Source organism: Orenia sp. (assembly GCF_055140805.1).
Genome location: NZ_JBSQYM010000146.1, coordinates 1 through 13269 on the forward strand (window position 1 = coordinate 1; position 13269 = coordinate 13269).

General features: G+C 35.5%; 11 protein-coding genes and 2 riboswitches. All 11 genes read right to left on the reverse strand.

Annotation, left to right across the window (positions count from 1 at the left end; translation table 11 throughout):
• Positions 1-177 precede the first annotated feature (177 nt).
• A complete protein-coding gene (gene recN / locus ACTCDL_RS12680; protein ID WP_463177225.1) occupies positions 178-1884 on the reverse strand; it encodes a DNA repair protein RecN in 1707 nt (568 codons plus the stop codon).
• Positions 1885-1905: 21 nt separating this feature from the next.
• Positions 1906-2361 (reverse strand): arginine repressor, encoded by a 456-nt coding sequence (argR, locus tag ACTCDL_RS12685; RefSeq protein WP_463177228.1) that lies wholly within the window; start codon positions 2359-2361, stop codon positions 1906-1908.
• 13 nt (positions 2362-2374) lie between these two features.
• The gene (locus ACTCDL_RS12690) at positions 2375-3250 is read right to left on the reverse strand and encodes an NAD(+)/NADH kinase (protein ID WP_463177231.1); all 876 of its coding nucleotides are present in this window, start codon (positions 3248-3250) and stop codon (positions 2375-2377) included.
• 64 nt (positions 3251-3314) lie between these two features.
• Entirely contained in the window at positions 3315-4127 is an 813-nt protein-coding gene (locus ACTCDL_RS12695) for a TlyA family RNA methyltransferase (protein ID WP_463177234.1), read from the reverse strand.
• Position 4128: 1 nt separating this feature from the next.
• Positions 4129-6000 carry a 1-deoxy-D-xylulose-5-phosphate synthase gene (gene dxs, locus ACTCDL_RS12700; RefSeq protein ID WP_463177237.1) on the reverse strand — a complete coding sequence of 624 codons (1872 nt, stop codon included), beginning with the start codon at positions 5998-6000 and terminating at the stop codon, positions 4129-4131.
• Between the two features lie 105 nt (positions 6001-6105).
• On the reverse strand, positions 6106-6987 hold the full coding sequence (locus ACTCDL_RS12705) for a polyprenyl synthetase family protein (RefSeq protein ID WP_463177240.1): 882 nt from the start codon (positions 6985-6987) through the stop codon (positions 6106-6108).
• Positions 6987-7232, reverse strand: coding sequence for an exodeoxyribonuclease VII small subunit (gene xseB, locus ACTCDL_RS12710; RefSeq protein WP_463177243.1), 246 nt, complete (start codon positions 7230-7232; stop codon positions 6987-6989). Before xseB ends, ACTCDL_RS12705 begins: the two co-directional genes overlap by 1 nt.
• Positions 7233-7616: 384 nt before the next feature.
• On the reverse strand, positions 7617-8993 hold the full coding sequence (locus ACTCDL_RS12715; protein ID WP_463177250.1) for an alanine/glycine:cation symporter family protein: 1377 nt from the start codon (positions 8991-8993) through the stop codon (positions 7617-7619).
• A gap of 188 nt (positions 8994-9181) precedes the next feature.
• A riboswitch (glycine riboswitch) is annotated at positions 9182-9258 on the reverse strand.
• A 3-nt stretch (positions 9259-9261) separates the two neighbouring features.
• Positions 9262-9360, reverse strand: a riboswitch (glycine riboswitch).
• Positions 9361-9634: 274 nt separating this feature from the next.
• Entirely contained in the window at positions 9635-10762 is a 1128-nt protein-coding gene (locus ACTCDL_RS12720; RefSeq protein ID WP_463177254.1) for an amidase domain-containing protein, read from the reverse strand.
• Positions 10763-10884: 122 nt separating this feature from the next.
• Complete coding sequence (gene xseA / locus ACTCDL_RS12725; protein ID WP_463177257.1) at positions 10885-12111, reverse strand: exodeoxyribonuclease VII large subunit; 1227 nt, start codon at positions 12109-12111, stop codon at positions 10885-10887.
• A gap of 1 nt (position 12112) precedes the next feature.
• Positions 12113-12964, reverse strand: a complete 852-nt coding sequence (folD, locus tag ACTCDL_RS12730) for a bifunctional methylenetetrahydrofolate dehydrogenase/methenyltetrahydrofolate cyclohydrolase FolD (protein ID WP_463177260.1) — start codon at positions 12962-12964, stop codon at positions 12113-12115.
• Positions 12965-13269 lie beyond the last annotated feature (305 nt).

Sequence of the window (13269 nt, forward strand, 5' to 3'; positions counted from 1 at the left end):
TTTAAGTTTTAGCTACGGGTTTTAACCCGTAGTGTAACATGTCATCATCACCACAGGTTGAAACCTGTGGCTAGTAAATTTATCATTATAAAAAGTGTCTCAATATCATTATATAATGACAATTTTAAATTTAAAAATAAAAAAGCACCTTTAATTAATAAAGATGCTCTAAAAAGTTTAATTATATTTAGTTTTCTCTTTCTTTTCTATAGCTGATTTAAGTAATTCTTTGGCATGTTCTAAAGTCGTCTCAGTTAGAGTGCCATCTAGCATTCTAGCTAATTCTCTGACTCTACCATTATTATTTAATGGATGGATTACTGTCTCGGTCTCACCATTAACTACCTTCTTCATAATGAAGTAATGGTTATCAGCCATACAAGCAATTTGAGGAAGATGGGTGATACAGATTAATTGATGTTTGGCTGATAAAACAGCCAACTTATCAGCAACGAGCTTACCCACTCTACCACCAATTCCAGTATCTATCTCATCAAAAATTAGTGTAGATATTTGATCAATATCTGCCGTTATCGTCTTTAGAGCTAACATAATTCTTGATAACTCTCCTCCTGATGCAATTTTAATTAATGGAAGTAAATCAGAGCCAGGATTTGGAGAGATTAAAAACTCTACCTTATCGATACCATCTTGAGTAAAGTTCTCTTTTTTGTGAAAATCTATCTTGAATCTAGTCTGTAGCATTGATAAATCCATTAGCTCTCTAGCAATACTCTCCTCTAGCTTGATAGCAATTTTCTTGCGTTGAGTAGATAATTCTTCAGCTTTCACTAAATATTCTTTTTCCAATTTACTGATATCAGTTAATAACTCATCCTTCTCTACCTCACTATTTTTAAGCTCAGCTAACTTTTGATCTACCTCCTGATAATAATCTAAAATCTCTTCGACAGAATCTCCATACTTACGTTTTAAATCATTAATTAACTTCAATCTATCCTCTATCATATCTAAGCGTTGAGGATTAAACTCTATTTGATCATTATAATCTCTTAATCTAAAAGAGATATCCTCTAACTCATAATTGACATTTCTTAAACTTTCAGCAATCTCCTCTAAGCTATTATCTATCTTTACTAGACTATCAATTTCTTTAGAGAACTGCTTAATCTGATCAATAATAGCAGTCTGTTCAAAATCACTTTGATATAGAGAATTATATGCTTTGCTAACAGTAATGCTCAACTCTTCAGCATTACTCAATCTCTTTTTCTCTTCTAATAACTCTTCATCTTCTCCTAACTTCAAATCTGCTTGTTCAATCTCATTGATTTGAAACTCTAATAAATCAATCCTTCTCTCTCTCTCTTTTTCGTTATAGTTTATCTTATTTAATCTATTCTTCTTCTCTTGCCATTTGCTATATAACTCTTTTAAACTTTCTTTAAGTGATATCAATTCTCTCTCACCAAACTCATCTAAAAATCTTAAATGGTCTTCAGGATTTAGTAATGACTGATGTTCATGTTGCCCATGAATATCTATTAAATATTGAGTTAGCTCTTTAACCATCTCTAAGGTAACAACTCTCCCATTTATTCTAGATTTATTATTGCCACTTACTGAGATTTCACGGGTCAAAATCAAAGCATCATCATCTGATAAATCTATTCCCAGTTCCTTTAATACACCTTTGGCAAGAAGATTTCCCTTGATATCAAAGCATCCTTCAATAACTGCCTTCTCTTCACCAAATCTAATAAAATCTGTCGATGCTCTACTACCTAATAGCATATCCAGAGCTTTAATGATAATTGATTTACCAGCACCAGTTTCCCCAGTTAATATATTTAATCCTGGAGTCAATTCTAATTTAACATCTTTAATCAATGCAAAATTATTTATAAGTAACTCAGATAGCACTGACTTTACCTCCTCTATCATTTAGACCGTTAGACTCTTTAGCCTTTCAATCACATTTATAACAGCATTTTTAGGCTTTATAATCAATAAAATAGTATCATCACCAGCAATTGTACCTAACACATTCTTCCATTCTGTATTATCTATTAACGAAGCTACTGCTTGAGCTGTTCCTGGTAAAGTATTAATCACAACCAAATTTTCACTATAATCTATATTAATTACTGAATCCTCAAACATTCTCTTCATTCTACTATTTATATTAATATTGTCTTTTTGCTTATGAGGTAATGAATATTTATAACCTCCATTATCTAAGGGTATCTTAATCAAACCTAATTGTTTGATATCACGAGATACCGTTGCTTGGGTTACTTCAATTCCTTCTTCTTCTAGCCTAGAAGCCAATTCATCTTGGGTATGAATATCCTCATCCTGAACTAGGCTCATAATCTTAAGATGGCGCTTACTTTTCACACAGACTCCCCCTTTAAAACCTATTATTATGTAAACGATTCCTTAGGATCTTATAAAAATTATATCCTTCTAATTTTATCATCTTAGCTACTAAATTAGATTTATTAATCTTAATAATATCCTCAGATAGTATGGGAAAGCTATCTTGACCATCTACTGTTAACATCACTTCATTATGGTCAGCATCTACTTTGACTACTATCTCTTCATCCTCAGTAGTAACTATGGAACGAGAATTTAAGGTATGAGGACAGATTGGAGTAATAATTAAAGATTTCATCTTGGGGTTGACAATAGGTCCTCCAGCAGATAAAGAATAGGCTGTAGACCCTGTTGGACAAGCTATAATCAACCCATCACCAGGATAGGTTGTAATATACTCGCCATCAATAAAAGTCTCTAATTTAATAATTCGAGAGAAGGGCCCTTTAGTTAGGACTAAATCATTAATAGCAATCACTCGATTAACCTTTTGATTTGCTCGAATAACCGTTCCTTCTAGAATCATTCTCTCCTCTATCTGATATTTTCCAGCTAATAATTTATCTAAACCATCTTCTAACATCTCTACCTCTATATCAGTCAAAAATCCCAACTGCCCCAAATTAATTCCTAAAATCGGAACATCACTGTTAGCAAAGGTACGCGCAGCCTTTAAAAACGTTCCATCACCACCAAAAACAATAACTACATCAACAAAATCAATTAATCTCTCATAAATTTTACTGTTAACTTTTCGTTTCAATAAGCCTGCACTAGCTTCCTCTAAAAGATAATCTTTCCCTTTAGTATCTAAATAATTACAGACCTGCTCCATTACATTTACAGCTTTTTCCTTATTTGTGTTAGCAATTAAAGCAATTCTTTTAATTCCACCGCTAATACTCACTTCTATTCACCTCAGAAATATGGATTAAAGATACTTCCCTTTATATAATCTATATTAATTAAAATTATAAATCTTGATGAGCAACCTCAATTATTTCTTCTATCTTCTGATCTAAGTTAGCAAGCTCTGAAGAATCTTGATCTAAAGTGAAATAAGATAAGTATTCGATATTATGGCTCTTTCCTCCAGTAATTGGTGAATAATTAAGACCAATGGGAATCAAGCCAATCTCTTTAGCAAAATTAAAGATCTTATAAATCACCTCTTTATGGATAGCTGGATCCTTAACAACACCATTATTACCCACCTTCTCTGGTCCTGCCTCAAATTGTGGTTTAATCAAAGCTACAATTTCTCCAGAATCCTTTAATAACCCTTTTAATGCAGGTAATATTTTGGTTAGAGAGATAAAGGAGACATCAGTCATTCCAAAGTCACCTGCTTCTCCTATATCTTCTAAAGTTAAATAACGAGCATTGGTCTTCTCCATACAGACCACTCGCTCATCACTGCGTAACTTCCAAGCTAGTTGGTTATAACCTACATCTATTGCATATACCTTTCTTGCACCATTTTGCAAAGCACAATCGGTAAACCCTCCTGTAGAAGCACCTATATCGATTATTAGCTTATCACTTAAATCGATATTGAAAATTTCAAGGGCTTTCTCTAACTTCAATCCCCCTCGACTTACATAAGGGTGCAAGTCACCTTTTACTCTAATCTCTGCTTCTAAATCTATCTTAGTACCTGCCTTATCAATCTTCTGCTCATCAACAAAGACTAAGCCAGCCATAATCGACCGTTTAGCTTTGGAACGACTTTTGAAGAAGCCTCGTTCAGTTAATATTATATCTAATCGCTCTTTTTTGCTCATATTACCCCTCCTGCATTACCTCTTTAATCCGCCGTTTAAGTCCTTCTATATCTAAGCCATATCTAGCTAAAAGTTCTCCACTAGATCCATGTTCTATAAACTTATCAGGTAGCCCTATGCGTGTTAATTTCACACTACTATCATTATCAGCCAATAGTTCAGCTACAGCACTACCAAAGCCTCCCTGTAGAACATGCTCTTCTATAGTAAAAATCCTCTTGAATTGATTAGCTAGACCTAAAATTAGCTCTTGATCTAAAGGCTTAACAAAGCGACTGTTAACCACAGTCAAATCTATCCCTACTGTAGCTAAATCATTAGCAACTTCTAAGGTAGGATAGACCATAGAGCCTATAGCTAAGATAGCCCCATCCTTACCTTCCCGTAAGACCTCTGCTTTTCCTACTTCTAAATCATCTACATCTACCTTTTCTACACCAATAACTTCTCCCCGTGGATATCTAAGAGCAATCGGTTTATTATAGTTAGCAGCCAATTTAATCATAGCCCTTAATTCATTCTCATCTTTAGGCGCCATTACTGTCATATTAGGCAGATGGCGTAAGAAAGCATAGTCAAAGACACCTTGATGAGTCTCCCCATCCCTTCCAACAATTCCAGCACGATCAATTGCTAACTTAACAGGTAAATTCTGAATACAGACATCATGCATTACCTGATCATAACCCCGTTGCAAGAAAGTAGAGTATAAAGTAACAAAGGGTTTAACACCATTTAGCGCTAAACCAGCTCCCAAAGTTATTGCATGTTGCTCAGCTATACCTACATCATAAAAACGCTTGGGAAACTCTTGAGCAAATTTATTCAATCCAGTTCCTGAAGGCATAGCTGCTGTAATCGCTACAATATCACTATCATCTTTAGCCAAAGAGATTAAAGTCTGACTAAAAACATTAGTATATGTGCTTTTCTTCTTCTTATCCTTTTTTTCTCCTGTTCTAATATTAAAAGGGCCTACTCCATGAAATTTAGCTGGTTCTTCTTCAGCAGGAGTATATCCCTTTCCTTTAGTGGTAATAGCATGAATTAAAACAGGACCACCAATCTTTTGAGCATCTTTAATATGCTCTTGTAAAACTCTAATATTATGTCCGTCAATAGGGCCTAAATAAGTAAAACCAAACTCTTCAAATAAAATACCTGATACAAGTAGATACTTTAAACTATTCTTAACTTTATTTGCTGTCTTTAATAACTGATCCCCAAAGGCTGGGATAGAATTAATCAGATGACCCAAATCTCTTTTAGCACGATGAATCTTAGGGTTAGTTCTTAATTTATCTAGATAGTTGGAGACAGCCCCTACATTTTCAGAGATAGACATTTCATTATCATTTAAGATAACTATCATATCTTTTTGCAAATGACCAGCATGATTTAACGCCTCAAAAGCCATTCCAGCTGTCAATGCCCCATCTCCAATTACAGCTACCACGGTATCATCATCACCTTTGATATCACGGGCACAGGCAATTCCTAAAGCCGATGAAATCGAAGTACTACTATGACCCACATCTACCTGATCATGAACACTTTCAGCACGCTTGGGGAATCCACTTATCCCATCTAGCTTTCTTAGACTCTGAAAGTCTGCTCTTCTTCCTGTTAATATCTTATGAGCATAAGCCTGATGACCTACATCCCAAACAATTTTATCCTTGGGGCTATCTAAGATAGCATGAAGAGCAATAGTTAGCTCTACTACTCCCAAAGAAGAGGCTAAATGGCCTCCAGTTTGTGATAAGTTAATAATAATCTCATCTCTAATTTGCTGAGCCAATGTATATAAATTCTCAATAGATAAACTCTTCAAATCCTGCGGTGAATTGACCTTTGATATCAGATCATCCATAATAAAAATCACCCTCTTTTAATTAGTGTATAGTTGATAATTGATAGTTGATAGTTAATAAAATCTTTAAAACTATAAACTATACACTCTCAACTATCAACTGTTTTAATAGTCTCGTTCTATAATATAATCTGCTAATTTTAATAATAACTCAGCATCTTCACCAAAGATATCCAACGCCTTTTTAGCCCTTTTACAAGTAGCAGTAGCCATCTTTTTTGACTCTTCTAAACCATAGATAGCAGGAAAGGTAGCTTTATCCCGATCTAAATCACTGCCTATATCCTTACCTAACTTGTTGGCATCACCTTCAATATCTAAGATATCATCAACAATTTGGAACCCTAAACCAATCTCTTTAGCATAATTAGTTAAAGCTACTAACTGTTCATCACTGGCTCCAGCCAAAATAGCACCGATTCTAACAGAAGCCTTCAATAAAGCCCCTGTCTTATGTGTATGTATATATTCTAATTCTTGACCATCTATTTTCTGACCTTCTGCCATAATATCGGCAACTTGTCCACCTACCATTCCTCTATTTCCAGAGGCTCTAGCCAATTCTTTGATAGCCAATAAGACCTTATCTGGCGAAATATTCTTGACTTCAGTCATAAGCTCAAAGGCATAAGTCAATAAAGAGTCCCCAGCCAATACTGCTATTGCTTCACCAAAAATCTTATGATTTGTAGGCTTTCCTCTTCTAAAATCATCATCATCCATACAAGGCAAATCATCATGGATCAAAGAATAGCTATGTATCATCTCTAAAGCACAAGCAGCAGCTAAGACATCCTCTTGCTTAGCACCTATTAACTTACTAGCTTCTAATAATAAAATTGGTCTTAATCTCTTTCCACCTGCTAAAACACTATAACTCATTGACTCATGCAATTTAGCAGGATGCATCTCTTGATTAGGTAAATAATCTTCTAAAGCTTGGTTAATTAGTTGGCTCTTTTCTTTGATAAATCCTTTAATATCCATTATTCTACTCCTTCACCTTGATAATTATAGTCTTCTATTATAACCTTACCATTCTCTTCTTTTATAATCTCTATCTTCTCTTGGGCCTGCTCTAATTTATCAGAACAAAACTTAGTTAACTTAACACCCAATTCAAACTCTTCTAAAGAATTAGCTAGGGTTAACTCTCCTTTTTCTAAATTGTCAACAGCTTCTTCTAATTGGTTTAGTGCTTCTTCAAAAGTCAATTCCGATTTATTACCCATCAAAATTCATCTCCTTCTTTACAATACTACAGTATAATTACTTCTAGATTGCTACTCTATCACCTTCATATATTAAGGCTCAGTCTAAGCTTAAGTTTAAGTTTAAGGATGGCTAAATTACTCTGGATATGATTAGATTTAAACTTATACTTCTGCTCAAACTAATACATCTTAGTATACCTAAAAATACTAATTTTATAAATTTAATCTATAATTTAGTTTATAAGCCTGTGAATTTAAAATGAAACTTAATGGATATATAGCGACAGTTTAAGTTTTAGCTACGGGTTTTAACCCGTAGTGTAACATGTCATCATCACCACAGGTTGAAACCTGTGGCTAGTAAATTTATCATTATAAACTTAAGGCAACCTTTGAATTTAACTAAGCAATAGTTTTTACTTCTTCTGACTTTTCTATATTAATATTATTAAAATAATCTTTAGTCATACTAATTACTACTCCTGATAAACCTAGCAATGCCACTAAGTTAGGAAATGCCATCAAGCCATTTACTACATCGGAAATAGCCCAAATCAACTCTAACTTGACAGTAGCCCCCATTAAGATACAGAGAATATAGATAAATTTATAAGGTATAACTGCTTTAGTTCCTAATAAATATTCAATACATTTCTCTCCATAATAACACCAGCCTAGTGTTGTAGAGAAAGCAAAGAAGATAATCCCAATAGCTATTACCAACCCACCTGGTCCAGGCATACCTACATTAAAGGCTTCTGTTGTCAAAGCAGCCCCAGTCATTCCATTATTCCAGACACCAGTCATAATAATGGTTAATGTTGTTAAACTACAGATAATAATAGTATCAATTAAAGTTCCCAACATAGCAATTAATCCCTGTCTTACTGGATTATCTGTCTTAGCAGCAGCATGAGCAATTGGTGCACTTCCTAATCCTGCCTCATTAGAGAAGATTCCCCTTGAGATTCCCTTTCTAAGAGCTAACATAACCCCTGCCCCAGCAAATCCACCAATAGCTGCCTGTCCATTAAAAGCAGAGTCTATAATTAAAGCAACAGCAGCAGGCAATTGACCGATATGAGAAAGGATGATATACAAGGTTCCTCCAATATAGATTACACTCATCAACGGAACAATCTTACTTGCCACCTTGGCAATTCTTTTAATTCCACCTAATACTACTGCTCCAACCAAGATTGATAAGACAATTCCTGTATATAAAGGTTTAATCCCAAAGTTAGCATTTAAAGCATCAGCCATTGAATTTGCCTGTACTGTAGCACCAATTCCAAGCCATGCTACCATTACTCCACAGGCTGCAAAGAAGATTGATAATGGCTTCCATTTCTCTCCTAATCCTTCTTGGATATAATACATTGGACCTCCAGCCATCTCTCCAGCTTTATTCTTAACACGATATTTAACAGCCAATACACCTTCAGCAAACTTAGTAGCCATTCCTACCAAAGCAGCCATCCACATCCAAAAAGCAGCTCCTGGTCCACCTACCGCAATAGCAGTAGCTACCCCTGCAATATTACCAGTTCCAATTGTTGATGATAGAGCTGTAGCCAAAGCCTCAAAAGCCGATACATCACCTTCACTAGTATCCTTATCCTTTGTAAAGATTAAAGAAATTGCATGAGGAATTTTAGTTAAAGTAACTCCTCTTAATTTAATAGTTAAATAAATTCCTGTTCCTAACAATAAAATTAACATTGGTGGTCCCCAGACCAAACTACTCATACCACTAAAAAACTCTTGTAATGATCCCATATCTCTTCCTCCTCTTATTATTCTTAATACATTTCCCTACAAATAAAAAAAATCTAAACCACTCTGGCTTAGACTCTGGAGAAAGACAAATAAAGGTAGTTAGCTAATTAGGTGTTTGGGTAGTTAGTTACTAAACTTCTAACCCCTAAAACCTATATCCTACCCACCAGTTTTATATCTGTCCTTTACCCTGTCCTTTTACCTGAGAGATTACCCTGAATTAATCAGGTTACTCCTTCGGTGCTCTTTATGAGTCTCTCCAGAGCGTCGTCCAGTTACAGTATTTCACCTGAGAGTTTCATCTATAGTCGGACACTATAGACTTGCCCCGTCGGCAAAGCTTAAGCTTTTCTCCTGTAACATTCATCCGACACGTTATTCTATTTTGCCAGAATTATAATAACATATGTTTGTCACTGTTGCAAGTGATTCTTTGAAAATTGATTAAATATTCTTTATTATACATAAAAACACCTAATTATATATAATCAGTAGGGAACGGTCACGACCATTCCCTACAAATCACACTGAAACTTATAGTTAGGTATTTGGTAGTTAGGTGGTTAGATAGTTTTTCCTAACCCCTACCCACCTACCTCCTAAATGTCACTTTTTCTATCTAAAGTCCAACTCTATTCTTTTCAATAATGTACACGAACCAAGCGAAACTTAACCCCTTTCTTATTCCAGCCTATATCCCAAGGAACTCGATATCTATCAGAGTTATGACAATTGACTAAAGCATAGCCCTTAGAATCTAATCCAGTTACCACTGATATATGGTCAACCTTTCCCTTCTTTTCATAGGCGACATAATCTCCTGGCAATAGCTTATAGGATGACTTTAGAACCTGATCATAAGTACCATGGGCAATCATGGATGCTCGACCACTATAGGTCATATACTGATTAAAACCATGGGCATTTAGCCATGCCTTACTACCTCTTCCCCTCTCATAATTCCAGGCACGATTCTTTCTAAACCCTGCTCCCTCATATAATATCTGTGAAGCAAAGTTGGCACAGTTACCCCCTTGTGAATTGAAGTTTCTATATTTAGGGTTATATTTAAAACCATATTTAGGCAAACTAGCAGTTCCACAATACTTGTCAGCATACTCCACTGCTTTAAGCCTTCTTTTATTTAAATTTGATAAATCCTTAGGCTCTCCTGAAAGAATGACCTGCTTTACTTGTTCAATCTTGGCTTCATCTAACTCTAAAGAATCATCCATTGGATCCAAATACCATTCCTTACTAATCACCCACCTCTCATCTTTAGGAATCATATCAAAAGCATGGTATGCTCCAATCCTAAAGGAATTATATCTTTGTGGTGAGTCCTGATAGACATATTTATACTCTGTAGAGACCAGTAATGTAGCTGAATAGCCATCTCCCTTCTCCTTGGCATATCTTAAAAGCACCTGAGAGTTGATATCTTTGAATTGTGCACCTTGTTTAGCTCCCCATTCTTCTAAATAGTTCATCTTTCTTAAAGCATGTTCATAAGCCCATCGTCCTGTCCTACCCTCAATATTATATAATGATTTTAAAGTATCTTTATCTCCTTCTACCAAGGCTTTATCTCTAATATTAAATATATTCTGTATATCTTGGTTTAAGATATCCTTGACCTCATCATCAATAACCATTACAGCATCTTCTCTAAACAAAACCCCTAAATAAACCCCTAATCCTAAAAATATCAAGAGAAATATAGACAACAGCAAGATCTTCTCTCTATTTAATTCAATCAAAAGAAACATACGCTCCCCTCCACAATATGCTAGTAAGATTATATGTCTAAGAGCAGGGGACTATTCTGTAAAAATTTGATTGCTATCCTATAATAAAAAAAAGACAACCTAAAAGATTGTCCAATTCTTACTTAATCTTCACTCTTGATTACTTCCACTTCACAATCCAAGACTCCATCCTTAAAGATAACTTCTATCTTCTCACCTTCTGCTACCTGTGCTACTGAACTAATCTCTTCTTTGCTATCAAGTTTTCGTGCCAAACTATATCCTCTGGCAAAGGTATTCAATGGAGATAATGAGTTAAGTTGCCCCACTACTCTTGCTAACCTTTCTTGTTTCTTAGTCAGGTTGTCACAAATCTCTTTCTCAAGTTTCACACTCAACTCATCAACTTGTTGCATATACTCTGTAATCTGCTCTTCAGGTAAACGCAGAGCTCTCCGTTCCTTTAAGCTAAGTAATCTATCACTCAAACGGTTTATTCGATTATCCATAGCATTATTTAAGTTATTATATAATCTGACTAAGTATTTAACTATCTCTTCTCGATTAGAGACTACCAACTCAGCTGCTGCTGAAGGTGTCGGTGCTCGCAAATCTGCTACAAAATCAGCGATAGTAAAATCGGTCTCATGACCAACTGCTGAGATAATAGGAATTCTAGAATTGAAGATAGCCCTAGCTAGCTTTTCTTTATTAAATGCCCATAAATCCTCAATAGACCCTCCTCCACGCCCGATAATTATTACATCAACATCACTCTGATTTAATAGCTCCAATCCTCTAACCAGAGTCTCTTCTGCTCCCACACCTTGTACTTGGCTTGGTGCAATCAATAGTGACACATTGGAGAATCGCCGTTTAATCACACTGATAATATCTCTAATAGCAGCACCAGTTGGAGAGGTGACTACACCTACTTTGGCTGGAATCTTAGGAATAGCCTGCTTTAACCCTGCTCTAAATAAGCCTTCCTTTTCCAAGCGTTCCTTTAATTGCTCATAAGCTAGATGTAAGCTACCGATACCATCAGGCTGCATTCGATGGACATAAATCTGATATTGACCCCTAGCAGGATAGATACTTATCTTCCCCTCGGCAATTACAGACATCCCATCCTCAGGGATAAAATCTAAACTCTGATTATAACCTTTAAACATTACTGCACTAAGCTGAGTCCTCTCATCCTTGATAGTAAAGTACATATGCCCTGATGAGTGGTGATGAAAGTTAGAAATCTCCCCTTTGAGCATAACTGGACTGAGGTTGGGATCAGTCTCTAGTAACTCCTTTAAATAATTTGTTACTTGGGTAACAGACCAGATTCGATCTGTTACTCCATTATTTCTCAACATCTTATCCCCTTCTTTCCTGACATGCCTTTAAAGTATTCTTAAGTAAAGTAGCAATAGTCATCGGGCCTACTCCACCTGGTACTGGAGTAATCGCAGCTGCCTTCTTTTGAACACCTTCAAATTCAACATCTCCTAGTAGTCCATTTTCAGTTCTATTAATTCCTACATCTATCACAACTGCTCCCTCTTTGACCATATCAGCAGTTACAACTTCAGCTCTACCCACTGCTGCTACCAAAATATCTGCCTTTAGCGTATGCTCCTTTAAATCTTTGGTTCTACTATGGCAGATAGTTACCGTTGCATTCTCCTGTAAAAGCATCTGAGCCATTGGTTTACCTACAATATTACTCCTACCAATTATTACTGCATTCTTACCCTCTACTTCAATCTCATATCTATGTAATACCTCCATAATTCCCCTTGGTGTACATGAATGAAGTCCACTACCATTAATCATCAGCTTACCTATATTGATTGGATGGAAACCATCAACATCCTTATCTGCTCTGATAGTATTGATTACCTTCTCCTCATCTATGTGCTCTGGTAATGGTAATTGTACCAAGATACCATCTACACTATCATCTTGATTTAACCTCTCTACTTCTGCTAACAACTCTTCTTCACTGATTTCAGCAGGTAATTTAATTAAATTAGAGTTGATTCCAACCCTCTTACATGCCTTCTCTTTATAAGATACATAAATCTCTGAAGCTGGATTATCACCTACCAAAATAACCGTTAGTCCTGGAGTGATACCTTGCTTAGTTAGGTTCTCTACTACTTGACCAATCTCGGCTTCTAACTCTTTAGCTACTTTGCGACCATCTAAAATCTTAGTTTGACTCATTTTACTACTCACTCCTTATTCTCTAATATATTAACAATTATAACATAAAAACACTTTAATCATCCAACTTTTTAGTGACAAGTGACGAGTGATGGGTAACGAGTAAAAGCTTTTTCGTTGCTAAGCATCCATAACTTGTTATTATCTTAGGTTCTAAATATTGAGACTATAGAAGGATAGTGCGACACTTTGTGTCGAGTGTGAGTTATGAGTGTGAGTGTGTGTAAAACTTCTTTTTATTGGGGTTTACTCACACTCACACACCCACTCACGCTAATTTTAAAAGTATCGCAATATCCCCATTA

Coding starts and splice junctions, on each gene's coding strand:
- ACTCDL_RS12705 (WP_463177240.1), bottom strand. CDS start 6,987: ATGGATATTAAAGGATTTATCAAAGAAAAGAGCCAACTAATTAACCAA.
- dxs (WP_463177237.1), bottom strand. CDS start 6,000: ATGGATGATCTGATATCAAAGGTCAATTCACCGCAGGATTTGAAGAGT.
- folD (WP_463177260.1), bottom strand. CDS start 12,964: ATGAGTCAAACTAAGATTTTAGATGGTCGCAAAGTAGCTAAAGAGTTA.
- ACTCDL_RS12720 (WP_463177254.1), bottom strand. CDS start 10,762: ATGTTTCTTTTGATTGAATTAAATAGAGAGAAGATCTTGCTGTTGTCT.
- xseA (WP_463177257.1), bottom strand. CDS start 12,111: ATGTTGAGAAATAATGGAGTAACAGATCGAATCTGGTCTGTTACCCAA.
- ACTCDL_RS12695 (WP_463177234.1), bottom strand. CDS start 4,127: ATGAGCAAAAAAGAGCGATTAGATATAATATTAACTGAACGAGGCTTC.
- ACTCDL_RS12715 (WP_463177250.1), bottom strand. CDS start 8,993: ATGGGATCATTACAAGAGTTTTTTAGTGGTATGAGTAGTTTGGTCTGG.
- xseB (WP_463177243.1), bottom strand. CDS start 7,232: ATGGGTAATAAATCGGAATTGACTTTTGAAGAAGCACTAAACCAATTA.